Consider the following 21,027-nt stretch of genomic DNA (forward strand, 5'->3'; position numbering starts at 1 on the left):
CGAACCGGGATTACGGTCTTGGTGTGGACAGCGCGCTGGAGATCCTGCTCTTCCTCGTCGGGATGTCGCTGGCCCTGTTCCTGCTGATCAGCCTGCTGGTCATGGTGCCGGGCCGGGGCTCGGCACGCAGGGCGGAGGCGGCGCCGGTGTGGTTCGGCGGGCCGGGGCGCGGCGAGCACGGCGTGAGCACGTCCGGCCTGGTGCTGGTCGACCGGCCGCCGAGCTGGCTGCCCGAGCCCGGCGCCGACTGGGCGACGGCCGCCGAGACGGCCGAGCCCAGCAGACGGGTCGGCGGCGCGTCGGCGGGCTGGTGACCGCGATGCGCACGCTCACCGCCCCGCAGGCCGACGACGTCAGGCGCGCGCTGCTCGCCGCCGAGCGGCGCACCGGGCTGCGCTTCGGCCTCTACCTCGGCCCGCCCCGCGGCGGCCGCCGCCACTTCGCCGAGAAGCTGCACGCCGCGCTCGGCGCCGAGTCGCCCGACGCGGTCGTCGTCCTCGTCGACGTACGGGGCCGCGCCCTGGAGATCGTCACCGGCGAGAACGCCCGCCGCCGCCTCCCGGACGCCTCCTGCCGGCTCACCGGCATGTCCATGGCCACCGCCTTCGGCGCCGGCGACCTCGTCGGCGGCATCCTGTACGGCATCGGCGCGCTCGCCGAACAGGCCACCGCCAGACGGTAGGCGAAGGCGCCACCTGCGCCCCCGCGGAAGGCGGCGCCCTCATGCTCCTTCCTAGCCGAGGGGGCCGCCGGGGTCAGCCTGGAGGGTTTCAGGGGGTCTGCTGTTCCAGCAGCTCGACGATGTGCCGGCTGACCCCGGCCAGCAGCGTGGCCGGGCCGAGCGGCGCGGCGGCCACGGCCGAGAACAGCGACGGCAGCCCCGGCAGCGGGAAGCCGTCGTCCTTGGCCGCCGCCGCGCCGACCGGGTTCTTGTCCAGGACGGCCCGGCTGCGCTCCCACGCCTCCAGCACCTCCTCCGGCGACGGCACCCCGAAGCCGTGGCCCACCGGGGCCGCGTGGCGCAGCCGTACCAGCGGGGTGTCCGCGAACGCCAGCGCGGTGCGGGCCCGCACGTGCAGGTCGGCGCGCGGCTCCGGCTCGATCCAGTCCATGGCCGTGCAGGGGTTGCGGCAGCCCGCCACGCAGACGGCGAGCGCCCCGGCGACCTGGCTGTGCTGCCGGTCGAAGTACGCGCGCCAGCCCTCGGCGGGCTCACCGGCGACGCGGAGGGTCCGGTTGGTGGCGGACTGCTCGGACTTGGTGTGGTCGCAGTCGCGGTCGCCGATCACGCCGAACCTGCTGCCCGTCGCGCTCAGCCCGGCCGGCCAGCGCGCCGGGTCGCCGGCGTGGCCGAGATGCGGCTCGAAGGCGAGCAGCGGCAGGTATTCGGCCGCGATGTGCACGGCGGCGATCATCGGGCTCAGCTCGCGCCGGTGCCACCGGACGGCGATGACCTCGAGCAGCAGCTCGTAGGCGGGGCGCAGCGACTCCAGCGCGCCCCTGGGCTGCTCGCGCGGCGTCTGCGGCATGTGGCAGGCGCGCGCCTGGCGCCGCAGCCCGGCGGGAACCGCCTTGGCGTCGGCGGCGAAATCCTCGGCGTCGAGTGACAACAGCCGCTGCCCGAACTCGCAGACCTCGGCGATGCGCTCGCCGGGCGCCAGCGCGCCGAGGTCCGCGAAGGCGTAGCGCCTGGCCAGTGCGATGAACAGGTCACGGGTCGTCTCCACTTGATCACCCTCTCACGGTGCGCGAACCATCCTGAAACCTTAGAGATGGCCGCGGGCGCACCGGCACGCTGGACTGTCAGCCATGGACATGCATTGGACTGTGTCAAGTTACGTGCACCTCGACGACGAACGCGACGGGAGCTGATCACCACGTAGTCTGGGCAGGGTGTCCGTTGCGTCGCGTGGAGTCCTGTTCGGTGTCGCGGCGTACGTCCTGTGGGGGTTGTCGGCGCTCTACTGGCCGCTGGTCGAGCCGACCGGGCCGATGGAGATCCTGGCGCTGCGGGTGGTCTGGTCGCCGGTCGCGATCGGCCTGCTCGTGCTCGCCCTCGGCCGCGCCCGCCGGGTGCTGGAGATCCTGCGGCGGCCCCGCGACGTGGCGCTGCTCACCCTGGCCAGCCTGCTGACCTCGGTCAACTGGGCGCTGTTCATCTGGGCGACGATGAACGGGCACGTGGTCGACGCCTCGCTCGGCTACTTCATCACGCCGCTGGTCAGCGTCGCCTTCGGGGTGATCGTCTTCCGGGAGCGGCTGCGCCCGTGGCAGTGGGCCGCGATCGCGCTCGCCGCCGTCACGGTCGTCGTCCTGACGATCGAGTACGGGGGGCCGCCCTGGATCGCGCTGGGCCTGGCGGTGACGTTCGGCAGCTACGGCCTGATCAAGAAGCGGCTGGCCGTGGGCTCCATCGAGGGGCTCATGGTGGAGACCGCGGTGCTGTTCCCGTTCGCCCTGGTCTGGACGGTGTGGCTGCAGGCGTCGGGACAGGCCACGTTCGGGCACGTGTCGTGGGCCAACACGCTGCTCGGGATCGGCTCCGGGTTCGTCATGATGGTGCCGATGCTGCTGTTCAGCGCCGCCGCGACGAAGATCCCGCTGAGCGTGACCGGCATGCTGCAGTACATCGAGCCGATCGTGCAGTTCCTCGTCGGGCTGCTGGTCTTCCGCGAGCCGATGCCGGCCACCCGCTGGCTGGCCTTCGGGCTGCTGTGGGTGGCGCTGGCGGTGCTGACGGCCGACGGGCTCAGGCCACGGGGTCGGGGTCGCGGCGCTCGCCCACCTCGAGCGCGCTCCGCTCGATCATCTCGAACTGCCGCATCAGACGTTCGAGGTCAGGAGGGGACACCGTGAACGTGTCGTGCACGGCCTCGCCCGCGGCGGTGTAGCTGAGCTCGTGGCCGCACGCCCCGTCCCACACGCCGGTGATCACCCGCATGGCCGGGGGCAGCCGGTCGACCTGCACGCGGCGCACCTTGACCCCGGCCTCGATCTGCTCGCGGGCCAGCGCGTCGAGCGCGTCGGTCCACTCGTGGTAGATGAACACCCGGCGGATCTCCACGCCCCGCCTGAGCGCCTCGACCTGCGCCTGCCAGTATTGCCTGCCCACAGGCTGGAGCCACCACGACAGGTCGACCGACGGCACGCTGGTGACGCACATCGACTCGCGTGACTGCTCGATCAGCTTGAGGAACACCCCGGCGTCGCCGTAGGGGGCGCGGAAGTGGCCGCGCTCCAGGTCGGCGAGCGTGCGCAGGCACTCCTCGAAGGCGTTGCGGCAGGCGTCCTCGGCGGGGGTGCCCTTGTACTCGCGCTCGACGTGCTTGGCGGCCCGGAGCATGGGCTCCATCAGGTCGGGCAGCCAGGGGATCTTCTCGATGGTGGAGACCATGTGGCCGACCCGGGTCTCGTGGTCGATCCGGCGCTTCTCCCGCAGCAGGGTCTGGATCTGCAGGGTGATGACGCCGCCGATGAGCCCGGCCACGGTGCCCAGCGCCTGCGCGGCGTCCTCACGGACGTAGAAGATCACCGCCAGGAGGACCGACAGGCCGGTGCCGATGATCAGGACGGGGTCGACGATGATCGAATGCCTTTTGGCGGGCCTCTTCACCAGGGGGCTCCCAGGGCAGGGCGTGGGGGGACAAGGCGCAAATATAGTCGATCATGGTGAGAGTCACGGGCAGGGTGCCCGGATGCACTGTATGTCGCCCGGCGGCTCCGACACGGTCGGTTCGCTGGTCGGCTCCTCGGACGGCGGGGTGGTCGGCTGCTCCGTCGGCTCGGGCTCGGGCTCGGGGTCCGGCGGCGGAGTGGGCGTCGTGGTGGGCGTGACGGTCGGGCCGGCCGTCACGGTGGACGTGGGCGTCGGGGTGGGCGTGGCCTGGCTGGGGCGCGTGCCGGGGGAGCGCTTGGACGGCGGGGCGAGCTTCGTGCCCGGCGACGGCGCGGCGCCGGTGGTGACGCCCGCCGACGCCTGCTGGGTGAGCGCCGGGACGACGCCCTGCTCGCCGCCCGCGGTCTGGGCCGGGCGCAGCCACACCCCGCCCGCGACGGCGGCGCTGACGATCACGGCGGCGGCCACGGCCAGCACGGCCGGGGCCAGGCGGCGGCGGCGCGGCTCCGCGAACGAGGCGGGCGCGTCGAAGGCGCGGCGGGCGGCCTCGGCCATCTGCTCGGCCGACTCCCAGCGCCGCTCGGGCGCTTTCTCCAGCGCCTTCGCCACGACGTGGCGCGGCCCCGGCGGCACCTCCGACGGCAGCGTGGGCGTGGCCGCGTGCAGGTGCTTGTAGATGATCTGGACGGGCGTGTCGCCCTCGAACGGGAGCCGGCCGGTCAGGCACTCGAAGCCCACCACGCCCAGCGCGTAGACGTCGACCGCGGGCGTCACCTCGCTGGCCGTGGCCAGCTCGGGCGCGCAGTAGCCGGCCGAGCAGAGCATCGCCCCGGTGGCGGTGAGCTGACCTGCCGACGCCGAATGCGCGATGCCGAAGTCGGTGAGCGCCACCGAGCCGCCTGGCCTGATCAGCAGGTTGGCGGGCTTGACGTCGCGGTGCACGATGCCCTGCCGGTGGGCGGCGGCCAGCGCGTCGCCGACCTCGGCGATCAGCCGCATGGTCGCCGCCGGGCTGAGCGGGCCGCGGCTCAGCACCCGGTCGAGGGACTCGCCCTGGACGAACTCCATCACCAGGAAGCTGAGCCGGCGCTCGCCGATCTCGCAGGTGCCGTAGTCGTAGACGTCGACCACGCCCGGATGGCGGAGCGTGGCCATGGCCCTGGCCTCGTTGTGGAAGCGCCGCAGGAACGTGGCGTCCTCGCTCAGGGCCGGCATCAGCACCTTGACGGCGACGGTGCGGCCGAGGACCGTGTCGTCGGCACGCCAGACCTCGCCCATGCCGCCACCGCCCAGGCGGCTGGTCAGCGTGTAGCGGTCGTTGAGCGTGGTCCCGGAACCGAGCACGTTATCGAGGCTAACACCGCCGCTCGGCTGCACACGCCCTTTCGCCGCCGCTCAGAACGCGCCCGTCGTGGCGCCCCTCAAGCGGCGAACACGGGCGACAGCTCTGGCCAGCGCTCCGCCGCGCACAGCACCGGCGGGCGGTCGAGCGGGGCGGGCAGCACGACCTCCCGGCCGCCGCCGAGCGGGCGGCCGGTCCAGACGTCCACCCAGTCCCCCTCAGGGAGATAGACCGAAATTTCCGAAACGTCGGGATCGGTCACCGGTGCCACCAGCAACGCGTCCCCCAGCTTGAACTGCAACGGACGCCGCCACACCGCCGGATCGCCCGGATGGTCGAAGAACAGCCCGCGCATCAGCGGCGCCCCGTCCAGCGCCCGGCGCGCCTGCTCCGCCAGGTAGGGCACCAGCCGCTCGCGCACCTCCACAAGCCGCCTGAACACCGGGATCACCCGCTCGTCCCCGGTCTGCGCCGCGACGTTCCACGGCGTCCGGTCCCGGATCGGCGTGCGATGGTGGTTGAACTCCGAGTGATACTGCATGATCGGCATGAACGCCGCCGCCCCGGCCGCCCGCAGATAGAGCTCCGCATCCGGCACCGGGCCGGAGAACCCGGCCAGGTCCCAGCCCCAGTAGACGATCCCGCACGCCGAGGCCGTGATCCCCGCCCTGACCGAGGAGCGGAACGCCTCCCACGTGGAGTCCTCGTCCCCCGCCCAGAACGCGCCGTGCGCCTGCGACCCGGCGAACCCGGCCCGGCTGAACGTCACCGGCGCCTTGCCGTGCCGCCGCAGCAGGTCGCCGAACGCCCGCGCGTAGTGCACCGGGAACAGCCCGTTGCCGTCGTCGCCCCGGCGGCCGTCGGCGTAACGCAGGTCGTGACCCCAGGCGTGCTCGCCGCCGTCGGTCTTGAACCCGTCGATCCCCACCTCGTCCACCAGGTACGCCCGCTTGGCCGTCCACCAGTCGCGCACCCGCGCCGACGACAGGTCAGGCATGAGCGCCAGCGGGAACCACCAGCCCCGGTTCCGGTACGGCCGGCCGTCGGCCTCCTTGACCCCGTAGCCGCGCTCGACGAGCTGCCGGGCGTCCACGGCCGCCTGGTGGCGCGGGTGCGGGCGCGTCTTCTGCAGCGGGATCTGCCACAGCAGCACCTTGACGCCGCGTTCGTGCAGCTCGTCCACCATGCCCTTCGGGTCGGGCCACGGCCCGTCCGCCGGGAAGGCGTAGTCGGCCAGCCGGTGCGGCTCCTCCGACGCCTCGTAGCGGGCCCCGCGGAACGCGGTGAACGTCGTCTCGTCGCTCCACGCCTCGATGACCAGCGCGCCGACCGGGATGCGGTGCTCGCGGTGCCGGTCCATCTCGGCCATCACGCGCTCCTGCGTGTTCCACTCGTTGCCGCTGGCCCACAGGCGGAACACCCACGACGGCAGCTCCTCCGGCCGCCCCACGTCGTCCAGGAAGCGCCGCAGCACGTCCGCCGGGGCGCCGCCCTCGTACAGCTCGACGGCCAGCTCGCCGTCCGGGCCGAGCTCCGCCTCGACGCGCAGCCGGCCGGGCACGCTCGCGCCCACGTCGTACCAGGTCCGGCGGCTCGTGACCACGTGGAGGCCCCACGTCGCCCGCGCGCCGACGACCAGGGCGAACGGCATCGGCAGGTACGTCCTGCCGTGCGCGCCCTGCGCCTTGTACTGCTCGAACACCACCGCGTCCAGCTCCCGGCCGCGCTGGTCCACCGCGTCGAACCGCTCGCCGAACCCGACCACGTGCTCGCCGTCGCGCAGCTCCAGCTCGAACCGGACGCGCAGCGGCCCGTCGCCGTCGGCCAGCCACCGCACGCTCCCCGGCACCACCCGGTCGCCGCCGCGCACGTCCAGCTTGCCGCCGGCCGCGCCCCACACCGCCGCCGTCACCTCGAACCACCGGGAGGCACGGGTCCGCCCCTCCCCGTCGGCGGCCCGGAACCGGTAGGCGTAGCGCCGCCCGGCCTCCAGCGGCGGCGTCCGCACCGCCCACGACCCGGCGGCGGCCCGCGCGGCCCGCGCCTGCGCGGCGGCCAGGTGCCCGCCGTCGGCGCCCGCCTCCCACGCGCCGGGGCCGCCGTGCGGCGCGAGCGCGAGCTCCAGCGGAGCCCCGCCGTCCGTCACCCACTCGCACACCACCGACGCCACCGCGGGCGACGCGCGCACGCGCAGCTCCACGGCCTCACCGGCGAGCGGGCGCGCCGGGACGCGCTGGTCCTCGGTGACCGCGTACGGGTGCCCGGACCCGAAGGGACGATGCCGGATCATGCCCGCACCCCCAGCTCGTCGGCGAGGATCAGGTACATGCCGTGCGACCACAGCAGCGGCGTGGCCACCGGGCCCCACCGGTCCAGCCACTCCTGGCGGCGTTCCGGCCAGAGCAGCAGGCCGGGCACCTGCTCGGGCAGGTCGCCCGCGGGCGTCGCCTGCGCGGCCATCCAGTCCAGGTGATGCCGCGCCCGGCCGGGCCGCCCGGCCCGCGCGTGGTTCCAGCCGAGGAACCCGGCCAGCAGCACCCACCGGCCGCCGCCGTAGAAGGTGTCGTCCAGGTAGCGGTAGACGCCGCCGTCGCGGGCGAGCTGCCGCTCCACCTCCGCCACGGTCGCCGCCCCCACCGGGTGCGTGGCCGCGTACAGCCCGAACGGCTCCACGCACGCCAGCAGGCTGCCGTCCACGGCGTCGCTGCCCAGCCACTTGCGCAGGTGCCCGCCCGGGGCGACGCCCTCGGCGGCCACCAGCGCCGCGACGCCCGCCACCGCCGCCGAGGCGGCCTCGGCCTCGGCGGCGCTCAGCACGTCCAGCTCCAGGGCCGCGCGCAGCCCGGCGTGCACCGCGCCGAGCGTCGCCACGTGCCGCTGCTCGACGTGCTCCTCCCACCAGTCGTAGCAGGGCCGGTCCCAGAAGGCCGACAGGTAGCGGGCGGTGGCCCGTACCCCCTTCTCCACGCCCGGGACGGCGCGCCCGTGCCGGGCGGTGTGCTCGCGCAGCGCCCACAGCCAGGTGCCGTAGCCGTCGAGCTGGAAGTCCCACCACTCGTCCGTGCCGTCCACGCCGTCCAGCGTGAACCGGGTGGGCAGCATCTCGGCCTGCGCGACCGGCTCCCCGCGCGCGGCGCGGGCGACGAGCGCGTCCACCTGCCCGGCGCGGTCGCCGACCACCCGGGCGCTCCAGGCGTGGAAGGCGTCGGCCCCGGCCACGTCGCCGTGCCTGCTCACCCCCTCGGCGATGAACGAGCCGTCCCGCAGCCACGAGTAGCCGCGGTAGGCGGAGAAGGTCGGCGAGGCCGGATAGGCGCCGGTGGACGACTGGAGCCTCTGGATCACGTCGAGGCTGTGCGACACGAGGGTCACGGGAACTGGTCTCCTGAAAGGGTCGGGGATCTAGCCGAGCAGTGCGTCGACCTCGGCGGCGGCCGCCTTGAGCGCGTCCGGCACCGGCTTGCGGCCGGAGGCGGCCTCGCTCAGCTCCTTGGTCACGGCGTCCTGCATCTCCTGCTGGCGCTTGATGACCGGCGGCAGCGCGATCGACTCCAGCGCGTCGAAGACCGCCTGCCGGTTGGCGGGCTTCGGGTCCTTGAGGTAGCCGGCCAGCACCTGCTGGTCGGCGACCGGTGGCAGCTCCCACGACGAGGCGATGCGGGTGCTCGCGGCGACGTCGGACGACGACAGGAAGCGGGCCCAGGCGTACGCCTCCTTGCCCAGCTTGGTCGTGGACGAGACGGCGACCGCGTTGTGGAAGACCGCGCTGGCCTTGCCCGCGTCACCGGGCTCGACGACGACGTCCCACTCGAACGGCACGTCCTTCAGCCCGGCGAACTGCCAGATGCCGTTGTGCCACATCGCGAGCTTGCCGGACTTGAACAGGTTCGTGTCGTAGTCTGCGGTGCCGCCGATCTCCGCCTCGGTGGGCATCGTCCTGCCGACCTTCGACACCAGCCACTCGGCCGCCTTGACGCCCTGCGGGCTGTCGAAGGCGGACTTCTTGCCGTCGGCCGACAGGAACTCGCCGCCTGCCTGCTTGAGCGTCTTGTAGAACTCGAAGAACTGCACCGGCTGGAAGTCGCCGTAGACGCCCTTCTTCTTGTCCGTCAGCTTCTCCGCCGCCGCCTGCTCGTCCGCCCACGTCCAGTCGGCGGTGGGCAGGTCGACGCCGGCCTTCTCGAACAGGTCCTTGTTGTAGAAGAGCACCACGGTCGAGAACGACGCGGGCAGCGCGTACTGCTTGCCGTCGCGCTTGAAGGCGTTCAGCGACTCGGCCGCGTACGCCGACAGGTCGCCGTCTCCGCCCACGGCGCCCAGGTCGAGCAGCGAACCGGCGCCGGCGTAGGTGACGAAGTTCTCGTAGTTCAGCTCGAAGGTGTCGGGCGCGGTGCCGCCCGCGATGCTGGTCTGGAGCTTGGTGAAGTACTCGTCGAACGGCGCGGTCTCCACCACGACGTCGATCGACGGGTTCTGCTTCTCGAACGCGGCCACGATCGCGTCGAGGTCCTTCACGTGGTCCGGCGCCGCCGAGAACGTGAAGTAGCGCAGCGTCGTCCTGCCGCCCTCGCCGCTCGGCGCCTTCGTGGCCGAACCCTGGGAGCAGGCGGAGGCGAGCAGCGCGGCCGCGAGCGCGGCGGCCACCTTGGTACGTGTCTTCATGGGGGGTTTCCTTTACTTGAGCCCGCTCTGCGCGACGCTGGCGATGACGTGTTTCTGGGCGAAGACGTAGAGAACGAGGATCGGCACGACGCTGATCACCGAGCCGGCCATGACCACGTCCCACTCGGTGGTGAACTGGCCGTGCAGCGTGGCCAGGCCCAGCGGCAGCGTCATGAACTCGGGCGACTTGATGATGATCAGCGGCCACAGGTAGCTGTTCCAACTGGCCATGAAGCCGAAGATGGCGAAGGTGGCCAGGGCCGGGCGGATGAGCGGCAGGACCACGTACAGAAAGATCCTGAAATGTCCGGCGCCGTCGAGTACGGCCGCCTCGTCGAACTCCCGGGGCACCTGCCGGATCGCCTGCCGCAGCAGGAACACCCCGAACGCCGAGGCGATCGTCGGAGCCAGCAGCGCGAAATAGGTGTCGACCAGGTTGAACATCCGCATCTCGATGAACAGCGGCACCACCAGCACCGGCAGCGGCATCATCAGCGTCGCCAGGTAGACCGCGAACAGCGCCCCCCGCCCCGGGAACGGCAGCCGGGCGAACGCGTACGCGGCCATCGCGCTGGTCACGAGCTGCAGCAGCGTGGACGCCGCGCCGATCCACGCGCTGTTGGCCACGATCCGCCAGAACGGCAGCGTCTCCAGCAGCTTGCCGTACGCGTCCAGGCTCGCACCCTCCGGCGTGAAGTCCGGCGGCACCGCCAGCACCGCGTCGCTCGGCGTGATCGAGGTGATGAGCGCCCACGCGAACGGGAACAGCATCACCACCGCGCCCAGCCCCACCGCGAGGTAGCGCAGCGCCCTACCCATAGGTCACCCACCGCTTCTGCCCGCGGATCTGCACGATCGTCACCAGCAGCACGAGCGCGAACAGCAGCCACGACAGCGCCGAGGCCGCCCCCGCCCGGCCGTAACGGAACGTCAGGTCGTAGATCTGCGACACCACCACCTGCGTCGCCCCGCCCGGCCCGCCCCCGGTCATGATCTTGACCTGGTCGAACACCTGGAACCCGTTGATCAGCGAGATCACCACGACGAAGAACGACGACGGCGACAGCAGCGGCAGCGTGATGTGCCGGAACCGGCGCACCGCCGACGCCCCGTCGACCATGGCCGCCTCCTGGTACTCCTTCGGGATCGCCTGCAGCCCCGCCAGCAGGATGATCATCACGAAGCCCAGGTCCTTCCACGCCGAGGCGAGGATCACCGACGGCATCGCCCAGGCCGGATCCGTCCACCAGCCCGGCCCGCTCACCCCGACCAGCCCCAGCGCCCAGTTCACGATCCCGCTCGCCGGGTTCAGCAGCCACTTCCACATCAGCGCCACCACGACCCAGCTCGTGATGACCGGCAGGAAGTAGATCCCGCGCAGCAGGCTCCGGCCCGCCATCGCCCGGTTCAGCAGCAGCGCCAGGCCCAGCCCGCCCAGGTAGACCAGCGGCAGGTAACCGGCGATGAAGTACAGCGTGTGCCCGAACGCCGCCCGCGTCCCCGGATCGCCGATCAGCTCCACGTAGTTGCCCAGGCCCACCCAGCGCATCTCCGTGATCAGATCCCACTCGTGCAGGCTCGTCCACAGCGACGCCACCATCGGGACCAGCGTGTACAGGGTCAGCGGCACCAGGCTCGGCAGCAGGAACACCGCGACGGTCCCCGCGTGACGCCACCGCCGTCGCGGCGCCCTCCGCCCGTGCGTGGCCCCCGCCTCGGGCGGGGCCGCGGTGAGTGTCATCAGCTCGCTCCCTCTCCGGTACGCGTGCCGCGCGCGAGAACGCCCGCGCGGTCACGGACGGCGCTCACGGCGTGGTCCCGATGAGGCGGGCGCGCACCAGGCGGCCCTGCTCCCCGGCGGCCCCGGCCGCGTCGAACGGCGTCGCCAGCACCAGCGCCGCCGCTCCCTGCGCCCAGCTCGTCTCGTCCCAGCTCTCCACCTCGACCGCGATGTCCCGCCGCCCCGGGTAGAGCTGCGCCCGAAGCGCCCGATCGAACCCCACCTGCCAGAACGGCCAGTCGGCGGTGCCCTCGCCGAGCACCACCACCACCTCCGGGTCCACCACGTTCACCAGCCCGGCCGTGGCCCGCCCCAGGATCTCCCCGGCCTCGGCGAACACCTCCCGCGCCACCGCGTCCCCCCGCACGGCCGCCCGCCCCAACGCCGCCACCGCTCCCAACGCCCCCCCGGCCCCCTCCCCAAGGGGCGCGCCGTCCCTAAGGGGGGCGGGGCTCCGGTGAGCCGCTCCCTCCCCAAGGCCCCCGGTTCCCCCGAGGCCCCCGATCTCCCCGAGGATCCCGCTGCCCCCGACGGCCCCGATCTCCCCGAGGGTCCCGCTGCCCCCGAGGGCCCCGGTCCCCCCGAGAGGCCCGCTTTCCGTGAGGGGGGTGCCCTCGCCGTGGGGTGCTCCCTCCGAGGGGGTGCTGGGGTTGGGGTGGGCGGTCTTGGCCCGGGCGGCGGCGAGGAGGCCGGTGGAGCCGACGAAGGCCTCCAGGCAGCCCCGGGCGCCGCACCCGCACGGCGGCCCGGCGGGGTCCACGCACAGGTGGCCGAACTCGCCGGCGCCACCGCGCGCCCCCCGGTACACGCGCCCGTCGGCGACGATGGCCGCGCCGACGCCGCGCCCGATGGTCAGCACGAGGAAGTCCCGGTGCGTCCGCCCCCTGCCGTACAGCCGTTCGGCCGCCGCGAGCGCGTTGACGTCGTTCTCGACGAGCACGGGCAGGTCGAGCCGCCGCCGCAGCCGTTCGCCGACGGGCATGGCCTGCCATCCCAGCGTGGGCGCGTTGACGGTGCCGACGCCCTGGTCGTCGACGGAGCCGGGCACGCCGACGCCGACGCCGAGCAGCGGCGGCCCCCCGGTGATGGCCGTCAGGACGGAGGAGACGGCGTCGGCGAGGTCGCCGGGCGCGTCGGCGGCCGCGGGATCGAAGGGCCGCACCCAGGACCCGAGCACCTCGCCGTCCAGCCGCACGTCGACGAGGACGAGGTGGTCGGCGGTGACCTTGACGCCGAGGGCGCGCCCGGCGCCGCCGACGAGGCCGAGCCGCTGGGCGGGCCGCCCGCCCCGGGACGGCTTGAGGTCGAGCTCCTCGACCATGCCGTGTCCCATCAGCTCGCGGGTCAGCTGCGTGACGGTCGCGGGGCTGACGTCCAGCTCCCGCGCGATCTCGCTGCGGCTGAGCGGCCCGACGGTGCCGAGCAGGGCGAGGATCGCGGTCCTGGTGAGGTCGCCGCGGTCGCTTCCGGCCATGCCACCACTTTCTTTAGACATAAAGTTAGTGGTGAAGAATATGAGCCCGGGGCCGCCCGCCTGTCAAGGGGCAACAGAAAACCCCGGAAGGCGCACGGCCTTCCGGGGTCTGTGTGCGGGGGACTAGGAGGCGTCCCGCGCCTGGTTGCGCAGCGCGCGGCTGACGCCGTCGGCGCCCTCCAGGATGAGCCGGCGCAGAGCCTGCGGCGGCTGCTCGGCGGCCAGGTAGTCGCGGGCGGCCTGGACGGTCGCCTCCTCGATGATCAGCGTCGGGAAGCAGCCGACCGCGAACGTCGACGCCTGGTCGAACGTCCACTCCCGGTAGATCCGCCCCACTTCGGCGAAGTACTTCTCCCGGTACGGCTCCAGCAGCTCGGGGTGGTGCGGGTCCTGGAAGCCGCCGATCGTCGTACGGGCGATGTGGTTGGCCAGCTTGCCGCCGATGATCCGCTCCCAGGCGGCGGCCTTGGCCTCGGCGGTGGGCACGGCGGCCCGGCACTGCGCCGCCGACCGCTCGCCGGTGGCCGTCGGGTCGCGCTTGAGCTCGGCCTCGATGTCGGCCTCGCCGAGCTTGCCGCCCACGACGAGCGCGTTGACCAGGGTCCAGCGCAGGTCGGCGTCGACGGTCAGCCCGTCGGGCACCTCGGAGCCGTCGAGGATGGCCGCCAGCATGGCCAGGTCGGCCTCGGAGGTGGCCACCGGCGCGAACGCCTGGAGGTAGGCGAGCTGGTGGTCGGAGCCGGGCTCGGCGGAGCCGATGAGCGAGCGCAGCGCGTCGGCCAGCAGGGCCAGGCCCTCGCCGCGCCAGGCGGGCTCGGCGTACTGCTGGACGGCCTGCCGGGCCTGCCGCAGCACCGCCTGGAGGACCGTGAGGTCCTTGACGGTGGCGATGCCCGAGATGACCAGCTTGACGTAGTCGCGGGTGGACATCTCGCCGTCGCGGGTCATGTCCCAGGCCGCCGACCAGCACAGCGCGCGCGGCAGCGACTCGGTGAACGCCGCGATGCCGCCGTCGACGAGCGTGCGCAGCGACCGCTCGTCGAGCCGGATCTTGGCGTAGGTGAGGTCGTCGTCGTTGACGAGGACCAGGTCGGGCTGCTCCTCGCCGATCAGCTCGGCCACGGTGGTGCGGGCGCCGACGACGTCCAGCTCGACCCGCTTGGTGCGGGTGAGCGCGCCGTCGCGCAGCGCGTACAGGCCGATCGCGACGCGGTGCGAGCGAAGCGTCGGGTAGTCGGCCGGGGCCTCCTGCAGCACCTCGAAGGAGGTGAAGCGGCCGTCGGCGACCTCGAACGACGGGCGCAGCGTGTTGACCCAGGAGGTCTCCAGCCACTCCTTCGACCACGACGACAGGTCGCGCCCGGAGGTCCGCTCCAGCGCGCCGAGCAGGTCCTTCAGCTCGGTGTTGCCCCAGGCGTGCTCGGCGAAGTAGTCGCGCACCCCGGCCAGGAAGTTGTCCAGCCCGACGTAGGCGACGAGCTGCTTGAGCACCGAGGCGCCCTTGGCGTAGGTGATGCCGTCGAAGTTGACCTCGACGGCCTGCATGTCGGGGATGTCGGCGGCGATCGGGTGGGTGGAGGGAAGCTGGTCCTGGCGGTAGGCCCAGGCCTTCTCCACGTTGGCGAACGTGGTCCACGCGCCGCCGCCCCACCGGGTGGCCTCGGCCTGCGCGAGCACGGACATGTAGGTGGCGAACGACTCGTTCAGCCACAGGTCGTCCCACCAGCGCATGGTGACCAGGTCGCCGAACCACATGTGGGCCATCTCGTGCAGGATGGTCTCGGCGCGCCGCTCGACGACGGCGTCGGTGACGCGGGAGCGGAAGACGTAGTCCTCCAGGAACGTCACGCAGCCGGCGTTCTCCATGGCTCCGGCGTTGAACTCCGGCACGAAGAGCTGGTCGTACTTGCCGAACGGGTAGCGCACGCCGAACACCGAGTGGAAGAAGTCGAACCCCTGCCGGGTGACCTCCAGGATGTTGTCGGCGTCGAGGTGCTCGGCCAGCGAGGCGCGGCAGTAGACGCCCAGCGGGATGCCGTCGTGCTCGGAGGTCACCTTGTGGTACGGGCCCGCGACGAGCGCCGTGATGTAGGTGGACATGACCGGCGTGGCGGGGAACGTCCACTGCTTGGCCCCGTCGCCGGCGGGCTCGACGCTGCCCGCGGCGGCGTTGGAGACGACCTCCCAGCTCTCGGGAGCGCGCACGGCGAGCTGGAAGGTGGCCTTGAGGTCGGGCTGGTCGAAGCAGGCGTACATGCGGTGCGCGTCGGCCGTCTCGAACTGGCTGTGCAGGTAGACGTTCTGGTCGACGGGGTCGACGAAGCGGTGCAGGCCCTCGCCGGTGCGCATGTAGGCGCACTCGGCCTCGACGCGCAGCTCGTTGGCGGCGGCGAGCGAGGGCAGCGGGAAGCGGCCCTGGTCGGCGTCGTAGCTGCCGGGGTCGAGCTCCTCGCCGTTCAGCGTGACCTTGCGCACGCGCGCGCCGTGCAGGTCGACGAAGGTGGAAGCGCCGGGGCTGGTGCTGCCGAAACGGACCGTCGTCACGCTGTCGAAGCGCTCGTCCCCCGTCGTGAGGTCGAGTGCGACCTCGTACGACTCGACCTTCAACAGCCGGGCCCGCTCGCGCGCTTCGTCCCGGGTGAGGTTGCCTGCCAAGTTGCGCTCCTTTTCACCACTTCGTTGGGGTTTGTCGGTATCCTGCCACGCCAGGAATAGGACGCCGACCTCCCCAGGTTATGACCACACATGACTGAGAAGACTCCTGTGGATCTCTGGTTCGATCCTTTCTGCCCGTTCGCCTGGGCGACGTCGCGGTGGCTGGTAGAGGTCGAGAAGGTCCGTCCCGTCGAGGCGCGCTGGCACATCATGAGCCTCAACGTGCTCAACGAGGACAAGGACGTCCCGGAGGCCTATCGGGAGCAGATCGCCAAGGCCATCGGCCCGGTGCGCGTCGTCGCCGCGGCGGCCGCCAAGTACGGCGACCACGTCGTCGGCCCCCTCTACACCGAGCTCGGCACCCGCCTGCACAACCAGCGCGCCATCGACCGGCTCGACGACCTGCGCGCCACCGTCGAGGACGCCCTCGCCGGCGCCGGCCTCGACCGCGAGCTCGCCGCCGCGATGGACTCCGACGCCCACGACGAGGCCGTACGGCGCTCGCACAACGAGGGCATCGGCCTGGTCGGCCAGGACGTCGGCACGCCCGTCATTCGCGTCGGCAGCAACGCGTTCTTCGGCCCGGTGATCAACTCCATCCCCAGGGGCGAGGACGCCGGCCGGCTCTGGGACGGAGTCCTGCTCGTGACCGGCTTCGAGAACTTCTTCGAGCTCAAGCGCACCCGCGACGGCTCGCCGCGCTTCGACTGAACACCCCGCGCCGGTAGAAGAAGCTGCGTCCGGGGGTGGCAGTGCTCATCCCCGGATCCGTGGCCGCCTCGCATTGTGACGCGGAGCACGCCAGGATGGCGTCATGCGTCAGCTTTACATCGGCGGTGCCTGGACCGCCTCCGTCTCGGGAGAAGCCGTCGAGGTCGTCAACCCGGCCACCGAGGAGATCATCGACCGGGTGCCCGCGGGCGCGTCCGGAGACGTCGACGCCGCCGTGCGCGCGGCCGCGCGGGCCTTCCCCGCCTGGTCGTCGCTGCCGCCCGCCGACCGGGCCAAACCGCTGGCCGCCGCGGCCGAGCTGCTCGTGCAGCGCGCCGACGACATCGCCAGGACCATCGCCGCCGACATGGGCTCGCCGCTCGGCTTCGCGCTCAAGGTGCAGACGCTCATGCCCGCCGGCGTCCTGGCCTCCTACGCCCAGCTCGCCGAGACCCACCCGCGCGAGACCCGCGTCGGCAACTCGCTCGTCGTCAAGGAGCCGGTCGGCGTCGTCGCCGCCATCACGCCGTGGAACTACCCGCTGCACCAGATCGTCGCCAAGGTCGCCCCGGCGCTCGCGGCCGGCTGCACGGTCGTGCTCAAGCCCAGCGAGGTCGCCCCGCTGGCCGCCTACGCGCTGGCCGACATCCTGCAAGAGGTCGGCCTGCCGCCCGGCGTGTTCAACCTGGTCAGCGGGCGCGGCCCGGTCGTCGGCGAGGCCCTGGCCGCCCACCCGGCCGTCGACCTGGTCTCCTTCACCGGCTCCACGGCGGCCGGCCGCCGGGTCGCCACGCTGGCCGCCGACGGCGTCAAGCGCGTCGCGCTGGAGCTCGGCGGCAAGTCCGCCAACCTCATCCTGCCCGACGCCGACCTCACCGCCGCCGTCAAGGCGGGCGTCGCCAACTGCTTCGTCAACGCCGGCCAGACCTGCTCCGCCTGGTCACGCATGATCGTCCACCGTGACCAGTACGACCAGGCCGTCCGCCTGGCCGTCGAGGCCACCGCCAAGTACACCGTCGGCGACCCGTTCGACGAGGCCACCAGGATCGGCCCGCTCGTCTCCGCCGCCCAGCGCGACCGCGTCGTCCGCTACATCAACCGGGGCCACGAGGAGGGCGCCCGGCTGGTGGCCGGCGGCACCGAGCGCCCGCTGCCCCGCGGCTTCTACGTCGAGCCGACCGTCTTCGCCGCGGTCGAGCCCGGCATGACGATCGAGCAGGAGGAGATCTTCGGCCCGGTTCTGACGATCATCCCCTACACCGCCGAGGACCAGGCCGTCGAGATCGCCAACGGCACCCCGTACGGGCTCGCCGGCGCGGTGTGGGCGGGCACCGAGGAGCGCGCGGTCGCCGTGGCGCGCAGGCTGCGCACCGGGCAGGTGGCCGTCAACGGGGGCCGGTTCAACCCGATGGCCCCCTTCGGCGGCTACAAGCGCTCCGGGATCGGCCGCGAGCTCGGCGAGCACGGCTTGGAGGAGTTCTTCGAGGTCAAGTCGATGCAGCTGTAGGGCTAGTAGAGCCCGCCGGTGGCGCGGATGCTCTGCCCGGTCACCCAGCCGCCGTCCGGCCCGGCCAGGAACGCGATCACCGACGCCACGTCCTCGGGCCGGCCGAGCCGGCCCAGCGAGGTCAGCGCGACCGTCTGGACCAGGGCCTCCGGCGGGTTGGACGAGCGCAGCATGTCGGTGTCGGTCGCGCCGGGCAGCACCGTGTTGGCGGTGATGCCGCGCCCGCCGAGCTCGCGCGCCGCCACCTTGGCGAACTGCTCGACCGCGGCCTTGCTGGCGGCGTAGACGGCCACGCCGGGGGCGGCCAGCTCGGTGTTGAGCGTCGAGACGTTGACGATGCGCCCGCCGTCGTGCATCACCCGGCCCGCCCACTGGATGGCCAGGAACGTCGCGCGGGCGTTGACCGCGAACACCCGCTCGTAGACCTCGTCCGTCACCTCGGAGATCAGCGCCTGGCCGGTCTCCGCCGCGTTGTTGACCAGGATGTCCAGGCCCGGCAGCCGGGCCTCCGCCTCGGCGAACAGCCGCCGCAGGTCGTCCTTGTCCGCCTGGTCGGCCTGGACCGCGTGCGCGCCCGTCTCCTTGGCGACCCGCTCGGCCGCCTCCCTGTCATGGCGATAGCTGAACACCACGCTCGCCCCGTCGGACGTCAGCCGCTCCACGACCGCTCTGCCGATGCCGCGTGAGCCGCCCGTCACCAGTGCGCCCTTGCCGGAAAGCACAGTCATACGGCCAACTTACGCCTTTTGCATGATCTTGCGAGCCTCGTTCTTCGGCAGCCGGTCGACGTACAGCTTGCCGCCGAGGTGGTCGGTCTCGTGCTGGAAGCAGCGCGCCAGCGAGCCCCTGGCGGTGATCCGCACCGGCCGCTCCAGCCGGTCGACCCCCTCGACCGTCACCCCGGCCGCCCTGGCCACCGGCGCGTAGATCGGGCTGCCGGTCCGCCGGTCGGGCACCGACAGGCAGCCCTCCTCGTCGAGGACCTCCGCCGGGTCGTCCACGGTCAGCACCGGGTTGATGAGATGACCCTTGCGCCCGCTGATGTCATAGACGAACAGCCGCCGCGAGACGCCGATCTGCGGACCGGCCAGGCCCACCCCGTCGACCGCGTACATGGCCTGGAACATGTCGTCGATCAGCTTGCGCAGCTCGCGGTCGAACGCCTCGACGGGCTCGGCGGGCGTGCGCAGGACCGGGTCGCCGATCGAACGGATCTCGCGCATGGCGGCTCCTCTCGTAAGGACTACTGGGCGGTGCTGACCCTTACTCTAGCGAGCGGGCGCGGGCCAGGAGCCGCGTCGGCCGGGCTGTGGAAGACTGGTGGCGTGCGTGTCTACATCGGTGCCGACCATGCCGGCTATGAGCTCAAGAACCATCTCGTGTCCTGGTTGAAGGACCACGGGCACGAGGTGACCGACTGCGGTCCCTTCGTCTACGACGCCGAGGACGACTACCCGGCGTTCTGCCTTCGGGCCGCGGAGGGCGTGGCCGGCGACCCGGGCAGCCTCGGCGTGGTCATCGGCGGCTCGGGCAACGGCGAGCAGATCGCCGCCAACAAGGTGCGCGGCATCCGGGCCGCGCTCGCCTGGAGCGACGACACGGCCCGCCTGGCCCGCGAGCACAACAACGCCAACGTGATCGCCGTGGGCGCGCGCATGCACTCGGCCGACGAGGCCACCAGTTTCGTCGAGACGTTCCTGGCCACCTCGTTCTCCGGCAGCGAGCGCCACAGCCGCCGCATCGCCCAGCTGGAGACGTACGAGACCATCGGCCAGCTCCCGTCGCTGCCCCAGGAGTAGCACCGAGGGCGGCTAGGAGCGGCGCCGGGCCTCGCGTCTGGGCGTCTCGTCACGCAGGGGCCGCCGGTCGGCGGCCTCCTGCTGCTCCTTCGACGGGCGCGACACGTCGCGCGCCCGCATCGCGGTGATCGCGGTGATCTGCAAGCTCTGCAGGGCCATGCCCCCGACCCTACGTCAGAACGTCAGCCCCGCCCACGGCTTCGGGCTCCACGACATCGCCGTCGTCAGCGCCCGCACCGCGCCCGGGGTGCGCTCCTCCAGCAGCCCCGCCGCGTGCTGCTCGGCCAGCGCGCCGTCGCCCAGGTAGGCGGAGCCCAGCGACGCGACCTTGAGCACCAGGTCCGGCTCGTCGTCCACCGGCTTGCACGCGGCCCCCGAGGTGTCGGCGGTCAGCCGCCAGCGGCGGGCGTTCCACGGGCACACGTCGTCCTCGACCTCGATCACCACGTCGACCGGCGCCGCGTAGGAGCGCGAGGCCAGCGCCTCGGCCACGTCGACCAGGCGCACCCACAGCTCGTCCGTCCAGCGGGCGCGCAGCCGGCGCGAGTCGGCCATCAGCGCGAACAGCGGGTCGTCCACCGGCCGGCTCTCGACGACCACCCTCGCGACCAGGTCACGGTCGAGGACGCTGCGCCACAGCAGCGCGCAGGCGGCCGGATCGGCGGCGAACAGCTCGTGCAGCTTCAGCTCCCCGTCGGGCACGCCGCTGGCGTCCATGCCGGGCCTGATCCGGAACGTCGCGTAGCCGCGCACCCCCTGGTCGTCCTCGGCGACCACCGAGCGGAGCGCGCCCGCGCCCTGCTGGTCGAACTCCTCGTCGGCCAGCGCCGCGTCCCAGAACTCCGCCCGGCGCTCGTACATCCCCGGACGCCGGGGCGACACGGCGGCGAACAGCGCCTCGAAGTCGCCGCGCGCCTCGGCGGGCTTGACCACCCGCAGCCGCAGCGACGGGTCCTGCGGCGCGTCGCGCACGAACGCCGAGCCGGCCCTGTCGATGGTGAACGACATCAGCTCCGCCGCCCTGCCGTAGCCGAACCGGCCGTAGATGGGCGCCTCGGAGGCGTAGAGCGCGGCCACCGACTCGCCACGCTCGCGCACGTCGGCGAGCTGCCTGCGCATCAGCGACGACAGCACGCCACGGCGGCGGTGCGAGGGGAGCACGCTGACCGCGGTCACCCCCGCGACCGGGAGCACCCTGCCGGGAACCGTCATCCGCAGGCTGTACACCCCCGTGCAGCCCACGATGGTGTCGCCGTCGAACGCCGCGAGCGTGCGGTCGAACTCGGTCTGCTTCTTCCAGCGGTCCAGCTGGCGGGGATGCGGGGTCCAGCCGAACCCCTCGCCCAGCACGTCGGAGAACGCCGGCCACTCGGCCTCGGCTATCGGGCGGATCTGAAACGTCATCCGTCCACCGTACGAGGCGCCGCCGCGCCTCGGCCACCGGGTATCCGGTCCCGATGATCAAGGCTCTGGTCAAGTGG

General features: G+C 72.8%; 20 protein-coding genes. 6 read left to right on the forward strand and 14 right to left on the reverse strand.

The features are described 5' to 3' along the window. Window positions 1–23: 23 nt before the first annotated feature. Window positions 24–314 carry a hypothetical protein gene (locus tag AB0G11_RS31020; RefSeq protein WP_219518701.1) on the forward strand — a complete coding sequence of 97 codons (291 nt, stop codon included), beginning with the start codon at window positions 24–26 and terminating at the stop codon, window positions 312–314. Between the two features lie 5 nt (window positions 315–319). Continuing rightward, entirely contained in the window at window positions 320–682 is a 363-nt protein-coding gene (locus AB0G11_RS31025; RefSeq protein ID WP_357590165.1) for a TPM domain-containing protein, read from the forward strand. An 88-nt stretch (window positions 683–770) separates the two neighbouring features. On the opposite strand, the gene AB0G11_RS31030 is transcribed toward AB0G11_RS31025, so the two are convergent. Next, the gene (locus AB0G11_RS31030; RefSeq protein ID WP_219518708.1) at window positions 771–1,727 is read right to left on the reverse strand and encodes a hypothetical protein; all 957 of its coding nucleotides are present in this window, start codon (window positions 1,725–1,727) and stop codon (window positions 771–773) included. 166 nt (window positions 1,728–1,893) lie between these two features. Between AB0G11_RS31030 and rarD the strand changes: the two genes are divergently transcribed. Further along, a complete protein-coding gene (gene rarD / locus AB0G11_RS31035; RefSeq protein ID WP_357590167.1) occupies window positions 1,894–2,856 on the forward strand; it encodes an EamA family transporter RarD in 963 nt (320 codons plus the stop codon). On the opposite strand, the gene AB0G11_RS31040 is transcribed toward rarD, so the two are convergent. From AB0G11_RS31040 to pepN, 9 genes are all read right to left on the reverse strand, one after another. After that, entirely contained in the window at window positions 2,750–3,613 is an 864-nt protein-coding gene (locus AB0G11_RS31040; protein ID WP_219518718.1) for a hypothetical protein, read from the reverse strand. The genes rarD and AB0G11_RS31040 overlap by 107 nt on opposite strands. A gap of 63 nt (window positions 3,614–3,676) precedes the next feature. After that, window positions 3,677–4,960 carry a serine/threonine-protein kinase gene (locus tag AB0G11_RS31045; RefSeq protein WP_219518721.1) on the reverse strand — a complete coding sequence of 428 codons (1,284 nt, stop codon included), beginning with the start codon at window positions 4,958–4,960 and terminating at the stop codon, window positions 3,677–3,679. Between the two features lie 77 nt (window positions 4,961–5,037). Continuing rightward, window positions 5,038–7,248 (reverse strand): TIM-barrel domain-containing protein, encoded by a 2,211-nt coding sequence (locus AB0G11_RS31050; protein WP_357590169.1) that lies wholly within the window; start codon window positions 7,246–7,248, stop codon window positions 5,038–5,040. Next, window positions 7,245–8,330: a glycoside hydrolase family 15 protein gene (locus tag AB0G11_RS31055; protein WP_219519798.1), complete on the reverse strand. Its 1,086-nt coding sequence runs from the start codon at window positions 8,328–8,330 to the stop codon at window positions 7,245–7,247. The genes AB0G11_RS31050 and AB0G11_RS31055 overlap by 4 nt, the downstream gene beginning before the upstream one ends. Window positions 8,331–8,360: 30 nt before the next feature. Next, complete coding sequence (locus tag AB0G11_RS31060) at window positions 8,361–9,620, reverse strand: sugar ABC transporter substrate-binding protein (protein WP_357590171.1); 1,260 nt, start codon at window positions 9,618–9,620, stop codon at window positions 8,361–8,363. A gap of 12 nt (window positions 9,621–9,632) precedes the next feature. After that, a complete protein-coding gene (locus AB0G11_RS31065) occupies window positions 9,633–10,439 on the reverse strand; it encodes a carbohydrate ABC transporter permease (RefSeq protein WP_219519792.1) in 807 nt (268 codons plus the stop codon). Next, window positions 10,432–11,361 carry a sugar ABC transporter permease gene (locus AB0G11_RS31070; protein ID WP_357590173.1) on the reverse strand — a complete coding sequence of 310 codons (930 nt, stop codon included), beginning with the start codon at window positions 11,359–11,361 and terminating at the stop codon, window positions 10,432–10,434. The genes AB0G11_RS31065 and AB0G11_RS31070 overlap by 8 nt, the downstream gene beginning before the upstream one ends. A gap of 64 nt (window positions 11,362–11,425) precedes the next feature. After that, a complete protein-coding gene (locus AB0G11_RS31075) occupies window positions 11,426–12,874 on the reverse strand; it encodes an ROK family transcriptional regulator (RefSeq protein WP_357590175.1) in 1,449 nt (482 codons plus the stop codon). A 123-nt stretch (window positions 12,875–12,997) separates the two neighbouring features. After that, window positions 12,998–15,529 carry an aminopeptidase N gene (gene pepN, locus AB0G11_RS31080; protein WP_357590177.1) on the reverse strand — a complete coding sequence of 844 codons (2,532 nt, stop codon included), beginning with the start codon at window positions 15,527–15,529 and terminating at the stop codon, window positions 12,998–13,000. 90 nt (window positions 15,530–15,619) lie between these two features. Here pepN and AB0G11_RS31085 point away from each other — a divergent pair, with 90 nt between their 5' ends. Together AB0G11_RS31085 and AB0G11_RS31090 are read left to right on the forward strand one after the other, a co-directional pair. Next, window positions 15,620–16,240 carry a DsbA family protein gene (locus AB0G11_RS31085; RefSeq protein WP_219520008.1) on the forward strand — a complete coding sequence of 207 codons (621 nt, stop codon included), beginning with the start codon at window positions 15,620–15,622 and terminating at the stop codon, window positions 16,238–16,240. 103 nt (window positions 16,241–16,343) lie between these two features. Then, entirely contained in the window at window positions 16,344–17,747 is a 1,404-nt protein-coding gene (locus tag AB0G11_RS31090; RefSeq protein ID WP_357590179.1) for an aldehyde dehydrogenase family protein, read from the forward strand. 2 nt (window positions 17,748–17,749) lie between these two features. Here AB0G11_RS31090 and AB0G11_RS31095 read toward each other — a convergent pair whose 3' ends face one another. Both AB0G11_RS31095 and def read right to left on the reverse strand, forming a co-directional pair. Beyond that, window positions 17,750–18,475: an SDR family oxidoreductase gene (locus AB0G11_RS31095; protein WP_357590181.1), complete on the reverse strand. Its 726-nt coding sequence runs from the start codon at window positions 18,473–18,475 to the stop codon at window positions 17,750–17,752. A gap of 9 nt (window positions 18,476–18,484) precedes the next feature. Beyond that, entirely contained in the window at window positions 18,485–18,970 is a 486-nt protein-coding gene (gene def / locus AB0G11_RS31100; RefSeq protein WP_219515919.1) for a peptide deformylase, read from the reverse strand. 102 nt (window positions 18,971–19,072) lie between these two features. Between def and AB0G11_RS31105 the strand changes: the two genes are divergently transcribed. Next, window positions 19,073–19,546, forward strand: coding sequence for a ribose-5-phosphate isomerase (locus AB0G11_RS31105; RefSeq protein WP_219515936.1), 474 nt, complete (start codon window positions 19,073–19,075; stop codon window positions 19,544–19,546). 12 nt (window positions 19,547–19,558) lie between these two features. On the opposite strand, the gene AB0G11_RS31110 is transcribed toward AB0G11_RS31105, so the two are convergent. Together AB0G11_RS31110 and AB0G11_RS31115 are read right to left on the reverse strand one after the other, a co-directional pair. After that, a complete protein-coding gene (locus tag AB0G11_RS31110) occupies window positions 19,559–19,705 on the reverse strand; it encodes a hypothetical protein (protein WP_219515938.1) in 147 nt (48 codons plus the stop codon). A 15-nt stretch (window positions 19,706–19,720) separates the two neighbouring features. Next, window positions 19,721–20,950 carry a GNAT family N-acetyltransferase gene (locus tag AB0G11_RS31115; protein ID WP_357590183.1) on the reverse strand — a complete coding sequence of 410 codons (1,230 nt, stop codon included), beginning with the start codon at window positions 20,948–20,950 and terminating at the stop codon, window positions 19,721–19,723. Window positions 20,951–21,027: the final 77 nt, after the last annotated feature.

Origin of the sequence: Nonomuraea sp. NPDC023979 (assembly GCF_040639085.1) — a bacterium.
Classification (GTDB): Bacteria; Actinomycetota; Actinomycetes; order Streptosporangiales; family Streptosporangiaceae; genus Nonomuraea; species Nonomuraea ceibae.